This is a genomic window from Brevibacillus brevis NBRC 100599 (genome assembly GCF_000010165.1).
Taxonomy (GTDB): Bacteria; Bacillota; Bacilli; order Brevibacillales; family Brevibacillaceae; genus Brevibacillus; species Brevibacillus brevis_D.
In genome coordinates this window covers 4497415-4523010 of record NC_012491.1, presented here as the reverse complement: position 1 = coordinate 4523010, position 25596 = coordinate 4497415, and the positions used below count along the sequence as shown (strand labels likewise).

At 49.4% G+C, this 25596-nt stretch carries 24 protein-coding genes; 21 read left to right on the top strand and 3 right to left on the bottom strand.

Features of this window, described 5'->3' with window-relative positions; all coding sequences use genetic code 11:
• Positions 1 to 38: 38 nt before the first annotated feature.
• On the top strand, positions 39 to 527 hold the full coding sequence (locus tag BBR47_RS21470) for a PaaI family thioesterase (RefSeq protein ID WP_015892519.1): 489 nt from the start codon (positions 39 to 41) through the stop codon (positions 525 to 527).
• A 48-nt stretch (positions 528 to 575) separates the two neighbouring features.
• Here the strand turns inward: BBR47_RS21470 and BBR47_RS21465 are convergent, their stop codons facing one another.
• Positions 576 to 953 carry a hypothetical protein gene (locus tag BBR47_RS21465; protein WP_016743021.1) on the bottom strand — a complete coding sequence of 126 codons (378 nt, stop codon included), beginning with the start codon at positions 951 to 953 and terminating at the stop codon, positions 576 to 578.
• Positions 954 to 1065: 112 nt separating this feature from the next.
• On the opposite strand from BBR47_RS21465, the gene BBR47_RS21460 reads away from it, so the two are divergent.
• The 11 genes from BBR47_RS21460 (at position 1066) to cysC (ending at position 10664) form a co-directional block, all read left to right on the top strand.
• Positions 1066 to 1842: an inositol monophosphatase family protein gene (locus tag BBR47_RS21460; RefSeq protein ID WP_015892517.1), complete on the top strand. Its 777-nt coding sequence runs from the start codon at positions 1066 to 1068 to the stop codon at positions 1840 to 1842.
• Positions 1843 to 1951: 109 nt separating this feature from the next.
• Complete coding sequence (locus BBR47_RS21455) at positions 1952 to 2398, top strand: hypothetical protein (protein ID WP_015892516.1); 447 nt, start codon at positions 1952 to 1954, stop codon at positions 2396 to 2398.
• A gap of 10 nt (positions 2399 to 2408) precedes the next feature.
• A complete protein-coding gene (locus BBR47_RS21450) occupies positions 2409 to 2663 on the top strand; it encodes a hypothetical protein (RefSeq protein WP_041749559.1) in 255 nt (84 codons plus the stop codon).
• 10 nt (positions 2664 to 2673) lie between these two features.
• Positions 2674 to 3915, top strand: a complete 1242-nt coding sequence (locus BBR47_RS21445) for a glutathionylspermidine synthase family protein (protein ID WP_015892515.1) — start codon at positions 2674 to 2676, stop codon at positions 3913 to 3915.
• A 21-nt stretch (positions 3916 to 3936) separates the two neighbouring features.
• Complete coding sequence (locus BBR47_RS21440; protein ID WP_015892514.1) at positions 3937 to 4374, top strand: DUF350 domain-containing protein; 438 nt, start codon at positions 3937 to 3939, stop codon at positions 4372 to 4374.
• A 147-nt stretch (positions 4375 to 4521) separates the two neighbouring features.
• The gene (locus tag BBR47_RS21435; protein WP_015892513.1) at positions 4522 to 5289 is read left to right on the top strand and encodes a potassium channel family protein; all 768 of its coding nucleotides are present in this window, start codon (positions 4522 to 4524) and stop codon (positions 5287 to 5289) included.
• 423 nt (positions 5290 to 5712) lie between these two features.
• Positions 5713 to 6525: a sirohydrochlorin chelatase gene (locus tag BBR47_RS21425; RefSeq protein WP_015892512.1), complete on the top strand. Its 813-nt coding sequence runs from the start codon at positions 5713 to 5715 to the stop codon at positions 6523 to 6525.
• A 122-nt stretch (positions 6526 to 6647) separates the two neighbouring features.
• Positions 6648 to 8126, top strand: a complete 1479-nt coding sequence (gene cobA, locus BBR47_RS21420; protein WP_015892511.1) for a uroporphyrinogen-III C-methyltransferase — start codon at positions 6648 to 6650, stop codon at positions 8124 to 8126.
• Positions 8123 to 8839, top strand: a complete 717-nt coding sequence (locus BBR47_RS21415) for a phosphoadenylyl-sulfate reductase (RefSeq protein ID WP_015892510.1) — start codon at positions 8123 to 8125, stop codon at positions 8837 to 8839. The genes cobA and BBR47_RS21415 overlap by 4 nt, the downstream gene beginning before the upstream one ends.
• 40 nt (positions 8840 to 8879) lie before the next feature.
• Positions 8880 to 10019, top strand: a complete 1140-nt coding sequence (sat, locus tag BBR47_RS21410; protein ID WP_015892509.1) for a sulfate adenylyltransferase — start codon at positions 8880 to 8882, stop codon at positions 10017 to 10019.
• 39 nt (positions 10020 to 10058) lie between these two features.
• Entirely contained in the window at positions 10059 to 10664 is a 606-nt protein-coding gene (cysC, locus tag BBR47_RS21405; protein WP_015892508.1) for an adenylyl-sulfate kinase, read from the top strand.
• A 66-nt stretch (positions 10665 to 10730) separates the two neighbouring features.
• On the opposite strand, the gene BBR47_RS21400 is transcribed toward cysC, so the two are convergent.
• Positions 10731 to 12005 carry a hypothetical protein gene (locus BBR47_RS21400; RefSeq protein WP_015892507.1) on the bottom strand — a complete coding sequence of 425 codons (1275 nt, stop codon included), beginning with the start codon at positions 12003 to 12005 and terminating at the stop codon, positions 10731 to 10733.
• Positions 12006 to 12174: 169 nt separating this feature from the next.
• Between BBR47_RS21400 and BBR47_RS21395 the strand changes: the two genes are divergently transcribed.
• Positions 12175 to 15177, top strand: a complete 3003-nt coding sequence (locus BBR47_RS21395) for a DNA translocase FtsK (protein WP_041749909.1) — start codon at positions 12175 to 12177, stop codon at positions 15175 to 15177.
• A 111-nt stretch (positions 15178 to 15288) separates the two neighbouring features.
• Entirely contained in the window at positions 15289 to 15684 is a 396-nt protein-coding gene (locus BBR47_RS21390; protein WP_015892505.1) for a hypothetical protein, read from the top strand.
• Between the two features lie 56 nt (positions 15685 to 15740).
• Here BBR47_RS21390 and BBR47_RS21385 read toward each other — a convergent pair whose 3' ends face one another.
• Entirely contained in the window at positions 15741 to 17279 is a 1539-nt protein-coding gene (locus tag BBR47_RS21385) for a glycosyl hydrolase family 28-related protein (protein WP_015892504.1), read from the bottom strand.
• 192 nt (positions 17280 to 17471) lie between these two features.
• On the opposite strand from BBR47_RS21385, the gene BBR47_RS21380 reads away from it, so the two are divergent.
• Genes BBR47_RS21380 through BBR47_RS21350 form a run of 7 tightly spaced genes read left to right on the top strand, consistent with a single transcriptional unit; the run spans position 17472 to position 25585 of the window.
• Positions 17472 to 18455, top strand: coding sequence for an NAD-dependent epimerase (locus BBR47_RS21380; protein ID WP_015892503.1), 984 nt, complete (start codon positions 17472 to 17474; stop codon positions 18453 to 18455).
• A complete protein-coding gene (locus BBR47_RS21375; protein ID WP_231850505.1) occupies positions 18448 to 19728 on the top strand; it encodes a nucleotide sugar dehydrogenase in 1281 nt (426 codons plus the stop codon). Before BBR47_RS21380 ends, BBR47_RS21375 begins: the two co-directional genes overlap by 8 nt.
• Before the next feature lie 40 nt (positions 19729 to 19768).
• On the top strand, positions 19769 to 21664 hold the full coding sequence (locus tag BBR47_RS21370) for a polysaccharide biosynthesis protein (RefSeq protein ID WP_015892501.1): 1896 nt from the start codon (positions 19769 to 19771) through the stop codon (positions 21662 to 21664).
• On the top strand, positions 21661 to 22749 hold the full coding sequence (locus BBR47_RS21365; protein ID WP_015892500.1) for an LCP family protein: 1089 nt from the start codon (positions 21661 to 21663) through the stop codon (positions 22747 to 22749). Before BBR47_RS21370 ends, BBR47_RS21365 begins: the two co-directional genes overlap by 4 nt.
• A complete protein-coding gene (locus BBR47_RS21360) occupies positions 22742 to 23494 on the top strand; it encodes a YveK family protein (protein WP_015892499.1) in 753 nt (250 codons plus the stop codon). Before BBR47_RS21365 ends, BBR47_RS21360 begins: the two co-directional genes overlap by 8 nt.
• A complete protein-coding gene (locus tag BBR47_RS21355) occupies positions 23469 to 24164 on the top strand; it encodes a CpsD/CapB family tyrosine-protein kinase (protein ID WP_015892498.1) in 696 nt (231 codons plus the stop codon). Before BBR47_RS21360 ends, BBR47_RS21355 begins: the two co-directional genes overlap by 26 nt.
• 23 nt (positions 24165 to 24187) lie before the next feature.
• Entirely contained in the window at positions 24188 to 25585 is a 1398-nt protein-coding gene (locus BBR47_RS21350) for a flippase (RefSeq protein ID WP_015892497.1), read from the top strand.
• Positions 25586 to 25596: the final 11 nt, after the last annotated feature.

The following is a 25596-nucleotide window of genomic DNA, read 5'->3' as shown; positions in this document are numbered from 1 at the left end:
ATAGAAGAATCGACTCTATTTCGTTTGGAGTGAACAAAATGTTAGATGAGTTAAAAAACATCTGGTCGGACGGGAATGAAGAGGAGCGCCGCATTCTCGAGCTGGCTGTTGCTGCCATTCATCAAAAGCGGGAACGGAATAGCGCGTTTATCTCTGGGTTTCTCGGATTAAAGGGAGAGTTCATAGACGAAGAAAGACAGTCATATCGCTTTGAATTGCCTCTGACCCCTTTTATGCACAATTCAGGGGGAGTTGTTCATGGAGGAATTCTTGCGATCTTGATCGATTCGGCGATGGGCTCCTTGATCAATCGGTCCTTGCCACCCGATCAGTATGCAGTGACGACAGAGCTAAAGCTTAATTATTTGCTTCCGGGAAAAGGGGAGCGGCTGCGCGCTGAAGCGAGCTTTTTGCATCGCGGACACACATTGGTCGTCATGGAGGGCAGTGTTTACGATGATCGGGATAGGCGGGTCGCCCACGGTACAGGAACGTTCATTGTTCTCACGAGAAATGGACGGAAATAAAAAGAACCTCGCTTCCCATCAAAAAGGTGGGAGCGAGGGGTGACGGCGTTATTTAATGACAACGAGACCGCTGTATTCCGAGATATAGGTGAGCATTTTGGTGGAAAGCGGCACGATAAACTCCATGTCTTCTTTTTCTGCGATACCGGATCGTGAAACTATCCGCGCCCACTTGGCGGTCAGCTTGTAGTAATCGGAACCAAACGAGGCGTGAACCGTCTCACTCCGATGCCGAAACGTGACTGGGCTTGTGTCCAGCTTCATCGGGACCATGCTGATGATATCCTGCAAAAACAAATGGTAGGTCGTGTGTGGCTTGAAAAAAACGAGCTCCTTTGTGGTGACAGAGAAGCCGTAGCTATTGTTCATTTGGGTGAATTTGAGTTCACCTTCCATATTTTTTAGCCGAATGAAGTCGGTGTTCATGTTTATCCCCCTCCTTCGGGTATCTCTCTATGATAGTAATCTTTCCTATACAAGTGCAAGTGGAAGGTTGTTCAAAAAAATTGTTCCCAATGTTATAAAGGAGCGAAATGTCATGATCGAAATTGCAAAAGAAGCAGCAAGTGTCGCGGGTGCGTTTTTGAAGGAACGTTTTCTCGAACAGCTCGTGCCCGATGAGGAATTGCATAACGACGTGAAGCTGCCAGAGGATAAAGGCAGTGAACAGCGCATCATCGAGGTACTGCATCGCCACTTCCCGACACATACTATTTTTTCTGAAGAGGTCGGAATGGTTTCCCGTGAGGAAGAGTATCTGTGGATTATCGATCCTTTAGATGGAACGAATAACTATTTTATCGGCTATCCGTATTTCTCGATTTCGATTGCGTTGCAGCACAAGGGCGAGCTGGTGCTGGGCGTCGTCTACAATCCGGTAGCAGGTCAAATGTTTTGGGCGGAAAAAGGAAAAGGAGCCTATTTGAACGGAAAACGATTGAACGTCAATAACCGCCAAGACCTCACACGTGCAGTCGGGACATACATCCGTGGACGCAACACGGTAACGAAGGAAGAAGAGATGGCTTTTACGGAACCGTTTGTATTCCAGACCAAGCGTCTCATGCGAAATATTGCGCCTGCACTGGACTGGTGCTTGCTGGCAAACGGATGGCTCGATTATATCGTGATGCAACGCTCCAATATTATGGATGTGGCCGCCGGAATTGTTATCGCCCAGGAGGCGGGGGCAACGATTACGGACTGGTCTGGAAAGCCGTATCAGCATGAACCATTCCAACAAGATCACACTCCTTCATTAGTGGCGAGCAACGGACATTTGCATGAAACCATTCGCGGTATGATTCGACAGTAACGGGAACAAAAGAAGCAGGACTTATGTCGTGCAACCAAATGTTTCGGCTCACGTATAAAAAAGTTGCGAATGATTTGTTATTCTGGGATAGGTAAAAGAGGTGAGAAAAATGGCACGGTTGGAATATCGGCTGCTGGATGAGGCGAGGGGATTCCCTGTTCAGTTTTACTATGACAACGTGGACAAAGATGAGGTCTCCTTGCGTTTTGCTTGCGATTATTTGGTGAAGGGGCATGTCGTTTATGAAAAGACGTCCTGTGCAATCGAAAACGGCACGTATGTCATTTACGTCAAGCGCTCAACAGAAGAGCAAGCTGTCGACTATGCGGAGTCTGTGTCAGCACGCTGGGGCAGCATCCAGATCGAAATGCGTGAATATCAAGAAAATGCAAGCGTTTATCCGCTCGTACACTCGTTTTATTTCAAGGACGATGACGATGCTCTCTTGCATTTGCAAAGTGACTACTTGTATGTGAATGGACGCGAATGGGAGAAGACATCGGCCGAGGTGGATGAAGATCGGCAGGTTTATGTTTACTACGCGAAGCCAGTGTAGGAGGAAAAAAATGGCACAAACGAAATCGAAGAAAGTAGTCGGTCTGTTCGTCGCAGCTGCACTTGCGGTCAGCGGTTGTTCTTCCGGGGACGACTATGATGATTGCTACGATAACGATAATGACGGCTATTGTGACGATAGCAGCAGTGGAGGTTCGAGCTCTACTTACAGGTCTTACAAGAGCAAATCCGGAGTATCGAGTGGGATAAGCACGAGCAGCTCCAAGGGCGGTATTGGCAGCTCGGGCTATTCCAGCTCCGGGTGAGGTGAGGGAAGTGGAAGACCATAACCAACGAGAACGTGAGGCGCTGTACGGCCCGATGCGGGAAGAGGGCGTATTTACCTGGGATTGGATGTATGGCGAGGAGTATGCGCTATATGATATCCACCTGATCTCTCCCGCTTTTCGAGAAGAAATCGCGATGGCAACCGAGCGGCTTGGGCAAATCTTTACCAAGGTCGTTCCCGTATTGCAGCGTGCAGAGGACTCCCTGTTGTTAGAACTAGGAGTGCCAATGCAGGCATTACAGGCAGTCAGGATCGTCGTTTCCCAAACGGTGCCGACTGTGATTGGACGCTTTGATTTTGCCCAGACGACAGAAGGATTGAAGATGCTCGAGTGCAACAGCGATACCCCTACCGGAATCGTCGAGGCTTTTTATGTGAATGGTCGCGCTTGTCGCCATTTCCTGCGTGAGGACCCGAATGAAGGGATGGAGCGGCAGTTGCGTTCGGCATTCAGTAAGGTGTTCGACGCCTATCGGGCGCAAGGCTATGATACAGATTCTATCTGGTTTAGCTCGCTCGACTGGCATGAGGAAGACAAGGGAACGACGTTGTACTTACTGGACCAATCAGGTCTGCCTGCCCGGTTTGCTGCTTTGGAGCATTTGCGAGTTTGGCAAGATCGTCTTTATGTAAAGGAAAATGAGGAGCTATTGCCAGTCGATGTGCTGTACCGCCTGCATGCTTTGGAAAAACTGGCGGTAGAACAGGATGAAGATGGTTATCCGACAGGTGAGCATGTGCTCTCGCTGATTGCCCTCAAAAAGCTGGCCATTATTAATCCTCCTTCTGCGTTCCTCATTCAGACGAAGGCTTTGCAGGCGCTCATCTGGAACTTGCATGATGCGAGTGAGTTTTTCACCGAAGAAGAGCACGCGATCATCGAAGCTTACATGCTGCCGACTTATTTTGAAAATCGGTTTGCAGGCAGGGAGGACTACGTCACGAAGCCGATTTTTGGGCGGGAAGGTGGCGGTGTCATGCTGTTTGCATCAGATGGTACACTGCAAGAGAAGGATCAGGAAGAGTTTTACTGGGAGCAGCCGATGATTTATCAGAAACGGGTGGAGCTTCCAGAGATAACGGTTCAGACGATGAAGGGAATATATGCTGGACGGCTGCTCTGGGGGTCCTTTTGGATCGGCACAGAGGCATCGGCCATTGTAGCTCGTGTCGGGGGACCGATAACAAACAACCTATCCTATTATTTGCCGGTCGGCATAGACAAGTAGCGAAAGGAGAGGACAACGTACATGTTGGGACAATTGGATTACGTAGTAAACTTTTTAGCGTATTTGGCAGTGACCATTCCCATATTGGCTGTAGGGATTTTTGTGTTTACGATTACGACTCCTTACAAGGAGTTTGATCTGATCAAGCAGGGAGCACAGACTGATGATCCGAAGAAAATGGCAGCGGCAAAAGCAGCCTCGCACGATTTGGGAGGGAAAATCATCGGTTTGGCAATCGTCCTCGCTTCGGCTGTATACCACTCGGTTAACTTGTGGGATTTGGTCATCTGGGGTATTGTAGGAATGGTATTTCAAGTCATCGTTTTTTATTTGTTCGAATGGATCACACCATTTAAAGTCGTGTCTGAAATTCCGAACGGAAACGTATCCGTCGGTATTTTCGCTTCGCGGTTGAGTATTGCCGCGGGCTTGTTGATGGCTGCGCTGATCAGTTACTAAGCATGGAAAGAGGCGTTCACCTTCGAAGTCTGGTGCTCATGTAGGTTCTCTACATTTGGCTCCTCCCGCTTCAGGTTCCCGCCTCTTTTTCGATGCGGAACCGATCATATTTTGAATAGGCACTTATGAGCACAGGGAGGAGTCTTTTTGTTCTGGCGCGTCATGTATGAGATTTTTATCATTATGTTAGTGATTACGTATGCGATCCTGTTGTTCGCAGACTTCTCTAATCATCCACTCTTGACGGATGAACTGATGGACAAGGTAGACACTTGGCTGATCATCATGCTGATTGTCGAGTATTTGGTCCGGCTATGGAGGGCGAAAGACAAGCGGAAATTCGTCTTGGCCAACTGGTTCGATCTGGTTGCAATGATTCCATTGGACTCTTATTTGTATTTAGCCAGAATCATGCGCGTGCTTCGGCTGGTGCGCATCGTGCGCGCTTCACCGTTTTTGTTGGGAATCATTCGTTCAGGTCCGATGCGTCAAGTATTTGGCGTCGTCACGATTATCATGCTGTGGAGCTCGACTGCGATTTATTTGCTCGAATACGGTGTAAACGAGAATATCAAAAGCTTTCCGGATGCGTTGTGGTGGTCGATTGTGACAACCACGACAGTCGGCTACGGTGATATTTCGCCTGTGACCTCAGGTGGAAGAATCATGGCCGCGATCTTGATGATTACGGGGATCGGAATGCTGGGAGCCTTGACGGCAAACTTTGCTACGCATTGGACAGAGACACATGAAAGCAAAAGCCCAGATGAGAAAGATCGCTTGACCGAAGAGATTAAAAAGCAGACGATCACAAATATCCGACAGATCGAAAACTTGACCGAGCGCGAGTATGAGACGCTCAAAGAAAGTATGGATTTGCTGTACCGTCGAACGAGGAAAAAGAGTGAGGAATAAGCGAAGAGCTGTCAGGCATCAGGCCTGGCAGCTTTTTTCTTCTCCATTTTGAATCACTTTCATAATGTTTTAAAAAGCTGCGTAGGAAGAAGTTCATTTCCAGTCCAAGCGCCTCTGGAGCCCGACCAAGCGTAGGAATAAATGGCGGGGGTTTTCAGCTTCGCTTATGAAATCCTTCTTCGAAACTTCGACGTTCGAAGCGCTCCCGCCATTTATTCCGAAGCGGACAGTCAATCCCCCTAGCGGGGCGTAGGCCGAAGCGTAGACTGGAAATGAACTTCTTCCCTCCACAACAGCATCGTCCCGAACCACTATGTTCAAGTGAAATATGATTTTGTTATTGACGAGGCAATCCATCCCAACTATAATTCCGAGTAAACATATATGAATTACAAAAATAAGGTTGGATAAAGGGGTCATCCGATGGCGAAAATAGCGGTTTTGGTAATTGCTCACGGTTCACCCGATCCTGACTGGTTAGCGTTGGTGGAATCAGCCGTATGGCAGTGCCGCACTGATTTGCCAATTCGGGTAGCTTACTTGGGAGGAGTGGAAGGACGAAGCATCAGCGATGAAGTGAATCGTCTGGAAGCATCAGGAGCCACAACAATTGTCGTCGTTCCCCTATTCGCCACGGCAGGAAGCAATCACGTAGGGGAAATCCGCGCGATGCTTGGACTAGACCCATGGCCTACAGGAGAGACAGACCTGATTCGCGTTCCGGTTCAGGCAAGAATTCTCTGGTGTCCGCCATTGGAGGATCACGGAAACGTCGAGCAGATCGTGGCAGAGCGAATCGCAAGTCTATCGCGCGTGCCTAGTCGGGAGGCTTTGTTGCTCGTCGGGCACGGCAGTGACTTGCCTGGATGTCATGAGCGCTGGGAAAAGCTGCTCTTGCGTCTGACATTCCGCTTGCAAAACCGCTATGCATTTGCTGCTGCCGGATATGCGACACTGAGGCCCGATACATTGTACGAACAAGCCTGTTCACTGGCACAAAAAGGGGATGTCCTCGTGCTTCCTTTGTTCGTCAGCCAGGGCTACTTCACGCGACAAGCAATCCCGAAACGGCTCGCGGGCTTGGCTTATCGCTATGAGGGCAGTGCGTACTTGCCCCATCCACTGATTGCGGACTGGATGAGCCAATCGATTCGAATGGCATTACTAACGGACATCTTTACACAAAGGAGCATGTACGAGCATGGCAGAGAGAAAGCAGTGGAAGTGGGCTGCTGATTGGAAAAGAAGCCGCTCGGACGCCAATGAGTCGGGTTCGTAGTGGAAACCTCTACGTTTAACTTAAAACGGCCAAGACTCTTCCTGTGAAGGAACAATGCAGCAAGGAGGACGGATTCGCAATGAACACAGGCAGAGTCGTTTTTGTCGGAGCAGGGCCTGGTGACCCAAAGCTGCTGACGATTCGTGGCATGGAGTCTCTTCGTCTAGCGGATGTGATTGTGTACGATCGTCTAGCAAACCAGCAGCTTCTCTCGTACGCAAAAAAGGGAGCCACCCTCATCTATTGCGGGAAAGAGGCCGATCATCATACCTTGCCGCAAGAAGAGATCAACCTTCTGCTCATCCAGGAAGCCCAAAAAGGGAAATACGTCGTTCGTCTGAAAGGCGGCGATCCGAGCATGTTCGGGCGGGTAGGAGAGGAAGCGCAGATGTGCCGCGACTATTCGATTCCGTTTGAGATCGTCCCAGGGATTACTTCCGGGATGGCGGCTCCGCTCTACGCAGGTATTCCGCTGACGCATCGTGACTACAACTCTTCCGTCGCTTTTGTCACCGGTCACCTGTGTGAAAAAAATGCAGGAAAGGAGCCGGACTGGGCAGCCCTCGCTTCGATGGAAACGTTGGTCATCTACATGGGTGTGAAAAATCTGCCTCGCATCAGGGAGCGCCTTCTTGCGCATGGAAAAGACGCCCATACGCCCGTTGCTCTCGTGCGCTGGGGGTCGGTGCGTGAGCAGGAGACGTTGATCGGCAAGCTTGGGACGATAGATAAGGAAGTCGAGCAGGCCCGTTTTGCCGCACCTGCCATCATTATCATAGGTGAGGTCGTCCGTCTGCGGGAATCGCTGAACTGGTACGAATCACGCCCCTTGTTCGGTCAACGGGTAGCGGTTGCAAGAAGAGTGAGTGATGAAGGAAATAGCGAGCTCGTGATTGCCTTGGAGCAGTTGGGCGCCGAAGTCATGCCGATTCCTTTGGTCGAGCACTGCACGTTTGACACACCATTGACGGAGCTTGCCACTTATCGTTGGCTCGTCTTCGAGAATGAGCAGCAAGTATCCTTTTTTACTTCTGTTTTGCGACAACAGCGTTATGATGTACGGCGCTTGACGAGCAAGCTGGCTGTTTGTGGACAACGGGCTTCTGAGGCTTTCGAGAAACAGGGGATTTATCCGGACTTGATGCTGGATGAAAATACATCTCTGCTGGCACTCCCTGACCTGCTTGCCTTGGAAAAAGAAGAGCAAGTGCTTTACGCAGGGGAGCGGAAGCCGCAAAAAATCACGCTGGACCACGGCAAGGCGATTCACGTGATCCAAGCCGGCACGCTCGTATGGGATGGGAAGGAGCTTAGTGCGAAAAAGGATGGATGCTCATTTGACTCGCTAGCGACGGATGATGTCTATACGCTGTCAGCGCTGGCGCAATTCGCTGGCGATGCCTGGTCAAAGACACCGATTGTATGTGTCGGAAAGGAAACAGCAGTTGCAGCGAGAGAAATGGGCTGGCAATCCGTGAGCAGTCATGAAGATCACGCGATCAATATAAACGAGCTGAAGGATGATCGTACGCTGAATGATCAAGGAGGGGGCACATGAGCCAACTGAATTTTGCGTCAGCGACAGAGGAACAACTCGCTACTATCAATAATCATCTCGCAAAGGGCGACACCATAGACGTCATCAAATGGGCATACAAGACGTTTTCGGATGATTTGATTTATTCGTGTAGCTTTGGGGCCGAAGCTATGGTGCTGCTCGATATGATCAGCGATGTGAAAAAGGATGCCAAGGTCACCTTTTTGGATACCAATCTCCACTTTTTCGAGACGTACAGCTTGATTGAGCGAGTGAGAGCGAGGTATCCCGCGCTGAGGATAACGGTCAAGCAGCCGGACATCACGCTGGCCCAGCAGGCAGACCTCCATGGCGAAGAATTGTGGAGTAGGCAACCGGATATGTGCTGCCATATCCGCAAGGTACAGCCGATGGAAGATGTGCTGACCGGAGCGGTTGCCTGGATGTCAGGACTACGCAGAGAGCAGTCTGCCACGAGAGCGAATGTCGGGTTTATCAACCGCGATGAAAAATTCCAGTCACTAAAAATTTGCCCGCTCATCCATTGGAAGTCGGAAGAAGTGTGGCAATACATCCGAGCATTTGAATTGCCGTACAATCCGCTTCACGACCAGAGCTATCCGAGCATCGGCTGCGCTCCTTGTACACGTCCTGTAAAAGAGGGCGAGGATTCGAGGGCAGGACGCTGGGCGCAAGCAGGGAAAACGGAATGCGGCCTGCATCTCGCAAGGTAGCGAAAGAGAAGAACAAACCAAGGATAGGAGGGGCTTTTGTATGAGTGGGAAACCTCACGGGGGAGAGCTGGTAAACCGTTTTGATCCACAGGCAGACCTGTCGGTGACTACGCATGAAGTGGAGATAGATGCATTTGCACTCGCAGATCTGGAGTTAATCGGAATTGGGGGCTATAGTCCGCTTACCGGATTTTTGAATCGGGAGGATTATATATCCGTCGTTGAGCAGATGCGGCTGGCAGATGGTACCGTTTGGAGCATTCCAATTACACTTCCGGTCTCGACCACTGTCGCAGGAGCCTTGCAGATCAAAGACAAGGTGCGATTGAGCCATCAAGGCTTAGTCTACGGCATTCTTGAAATCACTGATATTTATTCACCTGACAAGGAGCGAGAAGCCCGGCTCGTCTATGGTACCGACGATACGAATCATCCCGGAGTGAAAAAGCTGCTGGAGCGTCCCGCTGTTTATTTGGCTGGCCCGATTACGCTGGTAAAGCGCACCGAAAAAGGGCGTTTTGCCAGCTATCACTTCGATCCGGCACAAACGAGAGAAAGATTTGCCGAGAAGGGCTGGAAAACGATTGTCGGCTTTCAGACACGCAACCCAGTCCACCGTGCGCATGAATACATCCAGAAGTCAGCTCTCGAAATCGTCGATGGTCTGTTTTTGAATCCTCTTGTGGGCGAAACGAAGGCAGATGACATCCCTGCTGATGTGCGGATGAACAGCTATCAGGTATTGCTGGAAAAATACTATCCGGCTACCCGGGTAGAGTTGGCTGTTTTCCCGGCTGCCATGCGTTATGCGGGACCACGGGAAGCGATTTTTCATGCTTTGGTGAGGAAAAATTACGGCTGCACACATTTTATTGTAGGTCGGGACCACGCTGGTGTTGGCAACTACTACGGGACGTACGATGCCCAGCATATTTTCCGCCAATTCCAGCCGGAGGAGCTAGGGATTACGCCATTATTTTTCGAGAACAGCTTTTATTGCAAGAGCTGCGGAAACATGGCCTCTACCAAAACGTGTCCGCATGATAGCGAGCATCATGTCGCACTGTCCGGGACGAAGGTGAGGGAAATGCTGTCGCGCGGAGAGGCTCCACCACCTGAATTTAGCCGTCCTGAGGTTGCGCGGGTATTGATCGAAGGGCTGCGACCTGTGTCCGTTTAATCGGCGAGAAGAAAGCGGTTGATAGAGAGGAGAGAGACGATGAGTAGAGAGGGCACCGCGAATATCGTATGGCATCCGACGACGATAACCAAACAAGACCGTCAGAAGCGTGCAGGCCACAAAAGCTGTGTCTTATGGTTTACGGGGCTGTCTGGTGCTGGCAAATCGTCGTTGGCCAATGCAGTCGAACACGAACTGCATCAAAGAGGGCTAGCCAGTTACGTGCTGGATGGTGACAATATACGCCACGGCTTAAATCGCGGATTGGGGTTTGGGGCAGAGGACAGACAAGAAAATATTCGCCGAATTGGCGAAGTCGCGAAGCTATTCGTGGACGCAGGCGTGATTACCTTGACCGCGTTTATCTCTCCGTATCGGGAAGACCGGGAGCTTGCGCGTAATCTGGTAGAGGCGGGAGAATTCATCGAGGTATATGTAAAGTGTTCATTGGATGAGTGTGAGCGCCGGGATGTGAAGGGACTATACCGAAAAGCGAGAAGTGGAGAGATTGGTCAGTTTACGGGGATTTCAGCACCGTATGAAGAGCCTCTTCGAGCGGAGTTGGTCATTGAGAGCGACAAGCAGACGATTGAAGAATCTGTCCAGATGGTCCTTACATACCTGGAAGAGCTCAAGATTCTCTAGTTCTATGGATAGGTAAAAAAAAGCACGACGCGAGAGGCGCCGTGCTTTTCTTCGTGAGGAAAAATATTACTTCGTAGTGGTCGCTGGTTCTTCAGCTTCCAGATCCTCAGCCCATTCTTCCATCCATTTTTGTTGATCAACCATGTTTTCAGCGATTGGACGAACAAAGCCTTTGTCGCTAAAGCTGTTGATTGCTTTTTCATCTTTCACCAGTTGTTCTACAGTCAGACTAGCATCTTTTGCTGGCGCACTGAACTTGGTTGCTTTTCCGAAGTTGTATGCATATTGATCAGCAGACAGACCAATTGTTACAGGTTGCTTCATTTCTGGCGCTTGGAAAGTTACGCTTAGATCGCTTGTTTGTTTTACAGGCATTTTGTTGCTGTCGATGTAGAAGTCGAGGTTCCAAGCGAGCTTGTGGAAGCCTTCTTTTTTCATTTCTTCTACGATTTTTTCAGGTGTGTATGCTTTACCTGTTTCATCCAGCCATTTTTTCGCTTCAGCCATGCCTTCGTTTACCATTGCTTCTGCATTTGCACGCTTTTCAGCTTCTGTGGTTTTCTTGCCCATTTCCGGATACAGATCTTCTGTCATGGAAGTGGTCAGTACCATCATATCGATCGCAAAATCTTTTACTTCTTTGCTAGCTACTGCATCGTTAGCTGTGAAGAAGAACATTTTTACCAATTCTTTTGCGTCGATTTTTACAGTTACATGAGTTGCTTCTACTTTATCACCGTTTGGCAATGTAACGGATTGTTTGCCATGGTTCTTTGCGTCTGCCAATGTGTAGCCATATTTACTTACATACTTTTTCACAAAGTTGAAAGTAAGGTCGTTCATTTTGTCTTGGTATTCTTTCAGCTTCGCAGCGTTAGCAGCATCGGAGCCGCCAAACTCAGCCATGAAAGGATTGGATACGTTCGAATCGAGTACCAAGTACTTGCTGTCCAGTGGAGACTTCACGTAGACTTTATCTTCGTCAACGATTGTTTCTACGGATGCTTTTTTGTCACCTGTCCAGAGCTTGTTGTCGCGCAGGAGCTTGTCGTCTTTTACTTCTACTTCAAACTTCACTGTGTCCATATCCAGCTGGGAGCCTTTTACTGTTACGCCTGCTTTCAAAGCAGACAACAACGCTTTCCCTTCTTTGTCAGCCGGTTCTCCGAATGCTTCAGGCAATTTCTCAACGTCGCCTGTCAGCTTCAAGGAGCCTTCAAAATCATAGTTTGGCTTGTCAATTGTCGCTACGATAGAATCACGCACCAGGGATGCCTCGCCTGCACAACCGGTGAGCAGTACCGTACCTGCTACCAGAAGAGCGCTACCTTTTTTCCACATGATGTGTTCCTCCCCTATGTATATTATTTTTTATTCCCCCTTTGTTCTACGCACAAATAGAGAAAAGGTTTCGCAAAAACGGAAAAAAATCACAATCCGGCTAATTCTGTCCCACTTTCATGGTAAAATGAAGGGGAAAAGATGGTTAGTGAAGAAAGGGCGTTGCAACATGTGGTCGTGGCTTCAAAAGCTGATGAACTTTTTTCAGGGAGAAAGAGAAGAAGAGATAGAGGAAGAAGGCCGTCCAGCAGGTAGCGGTAACCAAGCAGATAATCCTGTTCCCCGTCAGCCTCAGCCTCAAGCGAGAACAAAAAGCATATACCCAAAAGAACGGGTAGACACTCGAGATATAGAAGACAATGTGCGTCAAAGAAGAGAGCGTCAATTTCGTTTTCCAGTCGTCCCGGATGACTATTTGGAGAAGAAGCGCAATCGTAGCGAGAATCCTGCCGAATCGAATGATCGCAGTCGCCAGCAGGCACCTCGTGAGCGATTCGAACCCAAGCGTGAAACGATGCGACCAGTAAATGATCGCGGATTGGAAGCAAAGATAGAGCCCGTTTTCGAGAAAAAGAAGCCTGAGCTTGTTAAAAACAACATCGAGATACCGCAGCGTCCAAACCGTGCGCCGCAAAAAGAAGTGGAAAAAGTAACGAGACCCGTTTTTTCTACAGAAGAAAAGCGTGCCTACCAGCCGTCTGAAATCGTTTCTCCTGTTTATGGGAAAATAACCCCGGCGACGCGTGAGGCAGAGCATCGGATTCATACGACTGCGGGAATCATTTATCCGCGTCAGGAGCAAGAAGAGCATTTGCAGCAGATGAAGCAGTGGGAACAAGAGATCAGCGAGCGATATTTTCCGGAGGAGCAAGAGTCTGCTTCTTTTGAGCAAAATGAACCGCAGTATGTTGTTGTTGCGAATGATTCTGTACATAACGAAGAAGAAAATACTGTTGCAAAGACTGTCGTGGCAGAAGCTCTTGATTCAGAACGAGAGGTTGCTGCTTCCGAACAAGTGGAAGAGACAGTAGTAGAAGAAATAGAAGAAAAAACGCTGGTGGATATGGGGTTGCTAGCTACGGATCTGCAAGATTCTGATGCACTCGAGCCAAAAGCCGAAGAGACGGTGGCTGAAGTGCATCAGGAAGAAGAGGTACAAATAGAAGTGAGCGAACTCGTAGAACCAATGGCGAGCGTGGATGCGGAAGAAGAGGTATTGGAGTCTCAAACGATGGAAGAGCGACTAGCCGATGAGGAAGCCGAGCATAGACTGATTCCTACATTTAGTGGGGTTGTGCAGGTGGAGAGCGAGAATGATGGCGATACCGTGCAGCCTCCTTCCGTGGGGGAGGAGAATCAAGCAGTCGATACGGAGCTAGAGAGCGATGATGTCGAAGAGCCTGCCTATGCATCTGCTATCAGCCGTTTGCTAGAGAGAGCAGAAATAGATTCACCACAGGAGCTCAGTTCAATAGGAGTGGGTTCAGGTTCCGAAGAGTCGCCTGAGCACGTAGAACCAGCAGAACCAAGTGAGCCTGAATCTATTGCTCAACCAATTGTGGAATCCGTTGTGGAACCTATTGAAGAACCAGTTGCTGAAACCGTACCTGAAACTGTACCTGAAACCACCGTACCAGTCCCTGCTTCATCCGCTACACAGTCCGTGAACCTGTCTCAGGCATCCAAGTCGATGCAGCCTGCGTCAGCTCCGGTAAAAGACTCGTCCAATGAAGCGGACCAAGGAGCAGAGTCCGCACAGCCGCCATACGCCTTGCCGGATTTGGGACTGCTGAATCCAAGCCCACCGGTCAGTGATGACGACGATGAGCATACGCAAATTCAAAAGCTATTATTGGAAGAGACGCTCGTGAATTTCAATGTCAGCGCTCAAGTAGTAGGGATTGTCAAAGGCCCATCCGTGACACGCTTTGAGTTGCAACCGGCTCCGGGCGTAAAAGTGAACAAGATTACGGGATTGGTCGACGATATCAAGCTGAATTTAGCTGCCAAAGATATTCGTATCGAGGCACCGATTCCAGGACGCAATGCCATCGGAATCGAAGTCCCGAATATGTCCAGCCAACCTGTATTAATCGAGAAGATCATCAGTTCAGACAAGTTTCAGGAGCATTCCTCTCCGTTGGCAGTCGCACTTGGTATGGACATCGGCGGCGAGCCGATTATTGCGGATATTAAAAAGATGCCGCACGGTTTGATTGCCGGCTCGACAGGCTCGGGTAAAAGTGTCTGCATCAACTCGATCATCGTCAGTCTGCTGTACAAGGCGACTCCTGAGCAGGTGCGATTGCTCTTGATTGACCCGAAAATGGTAGAGCTCGCCCCTTATAATCATTTGCCGCATCTGGTTACGCCTGTCGTGACAGAGGCCAAGCAGGCAACGGCATCTCTCAAGTGGGCTGTGGAAGAAATGGAGAAGCGCTATGCGTTGTTCGTAGATGCGGGTGTTCGCGATATTGACCGCTACAATCAGACGACAGATGATCAGCTTCCTTATATCGTGATCGTCATCGATGAGTTGGCTGACCTGATGATGGTTTCGCCGCAGGATGTGGAGGATTGCATTATCCGGATCGCTCAGAAGGCACGTGCTTGCGGTATTCATTTGCTTTTGGCGACACAGCGCCCATCCGTGGATGTCATTACCGGAAACATCAAGGCAAACGTACCGACTCGTCTTGCTTTCGCCGTGTTCTCCCAAGTTGATTCGCGTACGATTCTCGATCAATCTGGGGCAGAACGACTGTTGGGTAGAGGGGACATGCTGTTTCTTGAGAGCGGTACGACTCCGGTTCGTCTGCAAGGGAACTTCGTCTCGGATGACGAGATCGAGCGAATCACGCAGATGATCAAAAAGCAAAGAAAGCCTGCGTACATTTTCAGCAAAGAAGATTTGGAGCAGCAGGTTGCATCGTTTGACAGCGGAGATGATCCGTTGTATCAGGAAGCCCTTGTGTTCGTGGCTGAGCAGGGCCAAGCTTCTGCATCTGGATTGCAACGCCGTTTCCGCGTCGGATATAACCGTGCTGCCCGTCTCATCGAAATGATGGAGGCAGATGGGTACGTCGCAGGACAAAGCGGCGGTAAGGCTCGCGCCGTCCTTATTTCCAAGGAGGACGCCCAAGCCGTAGTGGAGGGATCGACTCTCCTGTAAAATACGAGGGTCTTGCATGGAGCAAGGCCCTTTCTATACGGACGAGTTGCCTAAATATTCAGTAAGGTAGTATGCTATAAAATAGATGTGAAATGGAAAGGAACGATGACGATGAATCCGCTGGCGAAAAAGTTTCAGGAAATTGACGACAAAGTTGTCTTGTTCAATGAAGAGTATTATTTGAGCGTGGAGAAAATCGACATTACCGCATTGACGCTGGAAAAAAGGGAGTCGCTCTTTAACCAGCTGTACGATTTCGACAGTCCGGACATGGAACTGGAGATCGATGTCTCTGAGGAAGACAAGGGCGTTTGGTACCTGCAATTGCTCGTACCGCATGTATTGACACTGCCTGAGGCTGCCAAAAGACGCATCGAAAATGGAACCAATCAACTCACCCAGCATTTGAGTGAGCAGGCAGATGGGCTAGTAAGAACGCAATTGCTTGGGGAAGAAATTTATACCTATGTGAAACGGTACAATCCGGATTTGGAGCGTATTGCCTAATAACAAACATCCATCTATCCCACAACGAGGGGTCAGATGGATGTTTTTCATTCCCCTTAGCTTTTGGCCGTTTTGGTTACTAACCAGGTGCAGGCTGTCTTATTTGTCGTAGTCGCAATCCATTCACAGGGTTGATTGTTTACAGGAGTGATCAAGCGCAGAGTATCGCCTTTGATACCGCCATATTTGACGGAGGCGCTGGGGGCTGTTGCGACATACACAACACGTTCGTTGATGGAAACAATTGGGGTAAAGGAAGAGTTTTCGGATTTGTAGCCGCTTGTGAGGGAAACAGGAACAGGGAGGTTTTTCATGGAGAGGGTTATTTTATCCGAAGACTTGTGATAAAACATTTTTCCAGTAACCTGGCTGAAGTCGCCACCATCCACGGTGACTACCAATGGGTACGTTCCGGTGCCGTAGAGCATGATGGCGTGATCGGACCCGGAGTAACGGTTGTTTATGAGGGAGACATTTCCGCAGCGGTTCAAAGAGATGTTTTGGGTCAGTCGAGGGTCAAACGAACAGTTTCTGACAGTAACTTGTCTCTCGGCGAGCACTTCCCATGGCTCCAAACTCAAGGCGTAGCCGCCGATGGAAGTCGCTGTATCATTGGCCTCGAAGCTACAGCCATCAAATACAAGTCCTACATCTGAATAATCCACGGTGAGACCGGTACCAACTGTCTTGGTGCTTCCTTGCGTGGTCGTATGCAATACCCAGCGACAATTGCTGAACGTCATGTTTTTCATAAAGTTCACCCGATTTTTCTGTTCAGGTGCCGTATAAAATACCGAGGAGCTGATACAGCCTGTCATGCCAGTAAGACTGAAGCTAGCGAGCGAAACAAGATGACTACCTTGCACGACCATTGGGGAGGACAAATCTCCTTCCAAGTCGAGCTGTTGACGGCAAGAGATATTGGTCAGGTTTACGAACATGGGTGTAGCTCCGTCGTACCCTTGATTGAGCTCGACCTCAAAACGATCACACGCTACATTCGCTGCATTCAGCCGCTCTAGGCCACCCGTCACGGTAATGTCTGAGCGTGTACGCTTGCGGTTGTCGCTGTAAAAATCGGTAATTTGCACAGTGCGGACATAGCAGTTTTTTTCCCCGGCAAAGTAAAAATGGTCGGCGACTCCATCCGTACACCATACTTGTTGTAGCGCTACGTAATTGATATAGCTGCTAGGACCGCCACCACGAATGTAGAAATCGGTGCTATGCTCGTAATCGTAAGGGTCGGGTGGCAGCGGGTTTGCTCTCGCATTGGAATCGATCTTCAGGTTGGCGACCACAAAAGAATCAGCATCCCCACCCGCGGACGTAATCGAGAACAGCCAGCGCCAATCTGCGGCAGTTGAATTCGCTTTCCTTTTTATTACGGAAAAAGGACCGATTCCCTGCATCACTAGGCTTTTTCCTGCTCCTAGGATAACCTCCAATCTGTTTGGCTCAATGATATAGGTGCCAGCAGGGAAAAACAATGGAATTTGCAGGTTCAGAGCAGCAGTTAATGCAGTCTGGATTGCTTGGGTATCGTCGGTCACCCCATCCCCCTTTGCTCCGTACGTTTTTACATCAATCCACATAAAAGCATTCCCCTCCAAAAAATGGGTAGACAAGATTGTCTTCTTTTCATTTCATTCAACCATTTCTCAAAAGTTGACAACCATTTAGTAAAAAGGGCATGGGCTCCATAAAAATGTGTTCCATAAACTTTGGGCCACGACTGGCATATTTGTCCTAGAACCTCCGTATGAATAAGCAAAGAGGTGGATAGTATGTCGATTTTGGTGACAGGTGCAGCTGGATTTATCGGTTTTCATGTAGCACGACGGCTTTTGGAACAAGGACAGACGGTGTGGGGGGTAGATAATTGCAATGAGTATTACGACCCGGTCTTGAAGAGCAACCGACTGGAAATCCTCCAAGCGTATCCATTATTTCGTTTTGTCAAAGCGGATATTGCAGATCAGAGCAAGATGGACGAGTTGTTCCGAGAAATGGAGCCGGAGACTGTCATTCACTTGGCCGCTCAGGCGGGCGTCAGGTACAGTCTGGAAAATCCTCATGCCTATACGACTTCCAATATCACCGGGTTTCTAAACATTTTGGAAGGATGCCGACGGTCGAGGGTCAAGCATTTGCTCTACGCATCCTCTAGCTCCGTCTACGGAGGGAATACAAAGCTACCCTTTGCGGAGTACGATCCCGTAGATGAGCCGGTCAGCTTGTACGCAGCAACGAAAAAAGCCAATGAACTGATGGCCTATACCTATAGTCATTTATACGGCTTGCCTGCGACGGGACTGCGCTTCTTTACGGTATATGGGCCGTGGGGCCGACCCGATATGGCGCTCTATACGTTTACCAAGGCGATTTTGTCGGGAGAGCCTGTCCGTATCTTCAACTACGGCAACATGACAAGGGACTTTACGTATGTGGACGATATCGTCGAAGGGATGCTGCGACTGATGAATCGAATCCCCCAAAGGGAAGGGGATAAGGCGCCGCATGAGGTTTTCAACATCGGGAATCACCAGCCGATCGATTTACTTACGTTTCTCTCGATCTTGGAAGAGAAGCTGGGGAAAAAGGCTGTTCGCGACTATTTGCCCATCCAGCCGGGGGATGTTCCTGCTACCTATGCATCAGTAGAAGCTCTGTATGAGGCGACAGGCTTTCGCCCAAAAACACCAGTCGATGTGGGAATATCCCGCTTTGTAGACTGGTACGTCAGCTATTATGGTGTCGCTCATGCGTAAAAAAGTGGGAGTAGTAGGTCTAGGATATGTAGGACTGCCTGTCGCGATTGCTTTTAGCCAAGTGCTTCCAGTAGTGGGTTTTGACATTGACGAAAGACGCATACGCAGTCTGGAGAGCGGAATGGATGAAACCGGAGAGATGTCTACAGAAGAGCTGATGCGAGCCAACATCACGTATACAGATGACCCCGCAAGTCTCGCAACGTGTGATTTTATCATCATCACGGTACCCACACCTGTCGATTCTGCGAAACGACCCGATATGCGCGCACTCACTCTCGCGTCTGAAAGCGTTGGGCAATATCTGACTTCAGGGACCATCGTTGTCTATGAATCGACCGTGTATCCAGGGGCAACAGAAGAAATTTGTATTCCTGTATTGGAAAAAGCGTCTGGAAAGCTGGCGGGAATTGATTTTTTCGTCGGCTACTCACCTGAACGAATTAATCCTGGGGATCGGGAACGGAGATTGTCTCAGATCGTCAAGGTCGTTTCAGGGCAAGATCGCCAGACGTGTGAAACGATTGCCGAGATGTACGGGTTGATTGTAGAGGCGGGTATTCACAAAGCGCCCTCGATTCAGGTGGCTGAGGCAGCCAAAGTGATTGAGAACACGCAACGCGACATCAACATCGCCTTAATCAACGAGCTCTCGATTATTTTTGACCGCTTGGGCATTTCTACGGCAGATGTGCTCCAAGCCGCACGGACCAAATGGAATTTCCTTCCGTTCTCTCCAGGACTCGTCGGTGGTCATTGTATTGGCGTCGATCCGTACTATTTGACATACAAGGCGGAGAGTGTTGGTTATCATCCACAGGTCATACTGGCTGGACGCCGGATCAATGACGGCATGGGCAAGTTCGTCGCGACCTCACTCGTGAAACAAATGATCTGGCAAAATATTGCGATTCAAGGCTCGCGGATTACGATTATGGGCATCACCTTTAAAGAAAACGTGTCCGACATTCGCAATAGTCGGGTCATCGACATTATTCAGGAATTAAAGGAGTTCGGAGTAGAGGTCCAAGTGACAGATGAATTGGCTTGTCCAGAGCGGACGAGAGAGGAATACGGCATTCAATTGCGGGAATGGGAAGACCTGCAGCCTGCCCACGGAATCGTATTGGCTGTACCTCATGAGCGATATCTGCACCTGGGATGGGAGGAGCTTGCAGGGCTCTTGTATCAGGGGCAAGGTGTTATCGCAGATGTGAAAAGCGTGCTCAATCGCGAAACATGCCCGGCAGAAATTAGCCTGTGGCGTTTATGATGACCATTTTTTGAATAACGATCACCTGGAGCGGATGAATATGAGCTACCGGAAGAGAAGATTCTGGTTAAGCTTATCGGACGCAGGAATTATCAGCTTGGCTGTCTGGTTGGCCTGCCTGGTTCGATTTGATTTTTCTTTCACGGAGATAAGCGACTATCAACCTATGTATTTAATGATTGGCCACGTACTGTTCGTCGTGACAGGCATGCACTTTGCTCAGCTCTATCGACCTGTTTTTCGCTATGTCAGTGTTCGCGAACTGGTCTCGATCATTTTTGCCACGAGCTTTTCTGTTTTGGCTCTCTATCTGGTACTAAAAATGACGTACCTGCTTGGTTGGTCCGTCCGATTTCCCACCTCACTCTTTCTCATGACACTAGCCTTTGTTTTGCTTGGGATCACAGGCTCTCGGTTTGTATGGAAGTGGTGGTATGAAGAGCGGGAGAAAAGAACGCAGGATCGCAGGCGCACATTAATTATCGGGGCAGGTAGTGCAGGAGTGCTCGTAGCCAGAGAGATGAAAACCTCGCCTTTGTCGGAGCTGCGTCCAGTGGCTTTTATCGACGATGAGCCCAGTAAACAAAATCTGCGTGTGTACGGCCTGCCCGTTGTAGGGAATCGGGCTGACGTTGTCCGTGTCGTTCAACGACTTTCCATCTCAGACATCGTGATTGCCATGCCATCTGCTTCTCGACAGACGATTAAGGAGATCTTCGATATTTGCAAAACGACGAGAGCAAGCGTCAAAATTTTGCCGCATGTAGCAGATATCATCAGCGGAAAAATCACGATGAACATGATTCGGGATGTAGCGTTGGAGGATTTATTGGGAAGAGAGCCTGTTCAAGTCAATCTGGAAGAGATTACGGGGTACTTGCGGCAGCAAGTCGTACTTGTGACAGGAGCGGGCGGCTCGATTGGGTCTGAGCTTTGCAGACAAATAGCTAGATTTGGCCCAAGGAAACTTCTTCTCTTGGGGAACGAAGAGAACGGTATTTTTGAAATGGGCCTGGAGCTCTCGCGTTTGTTTCCTGAGCAGGAGACAGTCAGCTTGATTGCAGATATTCGTGACAGACAAAGAATTTCTTCGATTATGCATGAATATTGTCCCGCCGTTGTTTTTCATGCGGCAGCCCACAAGCATGTGCCGTTAATGGAGAACAACCCGTGTGAGGCATTAAAAAATAACATTCTGGGTACGAAAAACGTGGCGGAATGCGCGCTGGAAACCAGCGTCTCTCATTTCATCCTTATCTCGACGGACAAGGCAGTGAATCCAACCAGTGTGATGGGAGCCACGAAAAGGATCGCTGAGCTACTGATCCAGGGTTATAACCATTTCGGACTTACCCGGTTTGCGGCTGTTCGCTTTGGAAATGTCCTGGGGAGCAGGGGGAGCGTCGTTCCCGTTTTTCTCAATCAAATACGGGCAGGTGGACCGATTACCATTACGCATCCAGATATGGAGAGATTCTTTATGACCATTCCTGAGGCTGCCCAGCTTGTTATCCAGGCGGGAGCACTCGCTCAGGGAGGGGAAATATTCATTCTCGATATGGGGAAACCGGTCAAGATTGTCGATATGGCCCTCGACCTGATTCGCTTGGCAGGCTTGGAGCCCGGGAAGGATATTTCGATCGTATTCACGGGAATTCGTTCGGGTGAGAAGCTGTACGAAGAAATTTTGACGGCGGAAGAAGGCTTGTCGTCTACTTGCCATAATCGCATCTTCATTGGGAAGCCGCTCGATTTTTCCTGGAATGAGCTCTTGGCAGGGATCGCCCGGTTGGAGCAAATTGCAGACAAGGGAGCGACGATGGAGGATAAACAATCCATCATCGAGATTTTGCAAGGGATCGTGCCAGGCTATCAATCCACTTCTTACGTGAAGGAAGAGTCTACGCCAGTCCCTTATCCAGTGGCGATCGGATGAGCGTCAGCAAATGGAAGGAAAAGATCGCCACGATCAAGTGGAAGCGGCTGCTAGCATGGGGAGGATTGATTTGTCTCATCAGCCTGAGTGGTTATGGTGTGTATGTCTATCTTTCGTTAAAAGAAACGGCCAGCAAAATGTACCTCCCTGTTCGAACGCAGAAATCTGTCGAGATACCTGTAGCGACTGAACCAGCATCTGTGAGACAAACGTCGACCATGAATCCCCCAGAAGGAGCTACACCGCCTGCGGCTGAAGTGGAGAACTCCGCTATCTTGCCCAAAGAACCGATCACTCTACTGCTTCTTGGCGTTGATGAACGAGAGAATGACAAGGGGCGCTCAGATGTCATCCTCGTACTCTCCGTCAACCCGAAAACGAAATCTGCGTTGCTCATCAGTATACCGCGTGATACACGAACCGTTATCGCTCACAAAGGTACCCAGGATAAGATCAATCACGCCTATGCATTCGGCGGCGTGCAGCAGGCAGTAGACACCGTCGAGCAGTTTCTCCAATTACCCGTTGATTACGTGGTGACCGCGAATATGGAAGGGTTCGCAGGTGTGATCGATGCGCTGGGCGGAGTAGAAGTCAACAACAAGCTTGCCTTTACTTATGCCGATTACACCTTTCCGGTCGGTCCCATCCAGCTAGACGGGAAGCAAGCCTTGGTCTATGCTCGGATGCGCTACGAAGATCCGAGAGGCGACCTCGGGCGCAACGAAAGACAGCAGGAAATCATCAAGGCATTGCTGGACAAAGGGGTAACCCTTGCATCGCCTACTCGATTGAATGATGTCCTTACGACGATGGGGAAATACGTGAAAACGAACATGACGTTTGATGTGATGAAACAGCTTGCCCTAAGCTACAGTACGGCAGTTACCTCCGTTGAGACGATTCGTTTGGAAGGAAAGGGTCAAATGATCAATGGAATCTACTACTATGTTGTCAGCCCGCAAGAGCGCGAGAGGTTGACCGAGAGTCTTTCAACTTTTCAAAAACAAATCGAACCTCCCGTACAACTGCCAAAAGAAGGAAGTGACAGCATAGCGGGGCAAAGGGGGAAGCAGGATGAATGAGGAGCTTAATCTTCGTGAAATACTCCTGATGTTGTTGAAGCGATGGAAGCTGATCCTTTTGATTACCTCTTTATGCACTATCGGAACAGCGCTCGTGAGCTTCTATTTGCTGACACCGATTTATCAGGCGAAGACGGAAATATTAGTGAATCGCTCGCTGGATTCAACCGTAGAGAGCATGCTATCCGTCGCAGAAATTGATTCCAATCTGAAATTGATTGAGACCTATCGCGTCATTATTGAAAGTCCGCGGGTGATGGAGCGTGTGCTCGAAGTGATCGGGGCGGGTTCTACGATGGAGGAGCTGCTGCTTCAAACAAAGGTAGAGCCAGTCAAGGACTCGCAGGTCATTTCCATTACGGTAGAAGACCCGGATCAGGGCAGAGCTGTGCTCATCGCCAATACAATCGCGAAAACCTTTCAGGAAGAAGTCGTCAAAATGCTCAGCATGAACAACGTGCATATTTTGGCGGAAGCCCGAAACAATCCGGCGGCCATTCCCGTGAGTCCAAAGCCGATCCTCAATTCGGTAATCGCTTTTGTCCTCGGGTTGGCAACGTCTATGGTCGTCGTCTTCTTACTCGTGCAGATGGATACCCGACTTCAATCGGAAAAAGAAGTGGAGGAGTATTTAGGCTTACCTGTACTGGCAACCATTGCGGTGATTGATAAAAAAACGCGGAAGGCATTTCGCCAGCCCAAGGTGGAGGAAGTGAGGAATGAGTATGAGAAGGCAGAAGCCTGATGATCGTTACCAAAAGCTGATCGCCCATTGGGAGCCGCTGTCTCCGCTGGTAGAGGGCTACCGTACCCTTCGCTTAAACATTCAGTTTTCCATGGGCGACAAGCTGATGCAAACGATTTTAGTCACCAGTCCAGGGGCTTCTGAGGGAAAAACGATCACCGCTGCCAACCTGTCCTTGATGATGGCAAAGGATCACAAGAAAACGGTGCTGCTTGATTTTGACTTGCGCAATCCGCGGGTACATTTCACTTTTGATATGCCCAATCTGTATGGGATCAGTTCTTACTTTTCGGATATGTGCCAGATTCCCGATATCATCCAACCGTCTGGGGTGTCAGAGCTGTCGATCATTACGGCAGGGCCAATCCCGCATAATCCAGCGGAAATGCTCGGGACGCCACGGCTCTTGGAATTGATGGACTATCTGCGCCACAGCTATGATTTTGTCATTGTCGATAGCCCGCCATTAATCGTAAGCGACGCAATGGTGCTGGCGAGGGAAATGGACGGCTGTGTCATGGTGGTGGATGCTAGCAAGACGAAGCGGGATTCTGCTGTCAAGGCGGTAGAGCAATTAAAAGCAGCAGGAGCCAATCTGCTTGGTGTTGTTCTCAACAACAAAAAGGTAGGGAAGAGAGAAGGCTACTACGGATATGGGTACAACGCATAGCAGAAAGCGGGGCGTTTGTAGGCATGCATGCCCTCAAATTAGCTTGGCAACGACAATGGGGCCGTCTCAATAAAGATCGCGATGTTCACGAAGTGATTCGCGGCTCGGCCTTCACGTTTTTGTTTCGGCTCCTTGGCTTCGTACTGCTCTATCTCTTGCAGTTCTACATTGCCAGAGAGTATGGAGCCGAGAGCCTGGGCATCTATTCGCTGACGCTCACCCTGATGAACATCGGAATGGTGCTGGCCGTTTTGGGGACGGATACAGCCATCATCCGCTTTCTCTCGGAGTTTCGTGCGAAAGGCTCGCTTTATCAGATTTCTGAAGTATTCAACAAAGTAGTGCTGTGGGCGACGTTGATTTCGATTGTGCTTGGGGTACTTTTGTATGTGTTCTCAGAGCAGATGTCTGCCTACGTGTTTGCAGGGGAGCTGCCAGCAGAGGCACTGCGAGTCGTCGCGTGGATGCTTCCGTTTGTGTCGCTCGCAAGGCTGTATGCATCTGCATTTCGGGCGCTACATCGGGTTGTCATCTCGATCACTGTCGATATTGTCGGTATGCGTTTTCTGCACTTGGCGTTTCTCTTTATCGCCATTCCTTTTTTCGAACCCAGTACGATGCTCTTGATTCAACTGCTCGCAGCTGCTGTTTTCTTGAATGCTGTCTATGGGATGGGGCAGTGGTATGTGACAAGCCGAGGATTCCGTAACAGTGTACAGCCGACTGGGGGAGAGCCTGGTGTTGGGTTGAGGGAAATTATTGCAGTGGCACTCCCGATGTATCTGAGTGCGTCGATGGAATTGATCATGACGTGGACAGATATGATCATGCTGGGTATTTTTACGGATGCCAAAACTGTCGGAGTATACAGTGTGGTCATTCGTCTGGCAATGGTGACGGGCTTTGCGCTGATTTCCATCAATACGATCCTCTCTCCCAAGTTTTCTGAGCTGTACGCACGTAATGATATAGATGGCTTGAAAAAGATGATTGCGTTTGCCAATCGGCTCATTTTCTTCACCTCTGCTCCTCTCAATCTGCTGGTGGCGATATTCGCCGTTCCGTTGCTCACTTTCTTTGGCGAAGAGTTTGCGAGTGAGAGTCTCGTCCTTGTGATTTTGTGCATGGGGCAGTTTGTCAATTTTTGCACAGGCAGTGTTATCCCTTTATTGACAATGACCGGGCATCAAAAAACGGCCCGCAATATTCTTGTTTGTTCAGCTGCACTAAACATAATCGGAAACGCTTGTCTCATTCCGCTGTATGGAATTATCGGGGCGGCCATTGCAACTTCAATCAGCCTGATCTGTCGAGATCTTTGTGCTTCGTATTGGGCATCCAAATATTTTGGCTTTCGCACATGGTACATCCCGTTTTTGTCCGAAAAATATTCCGTCTCGCTCCAGGAGACGAGGTCATGAAGAAGGTGGCT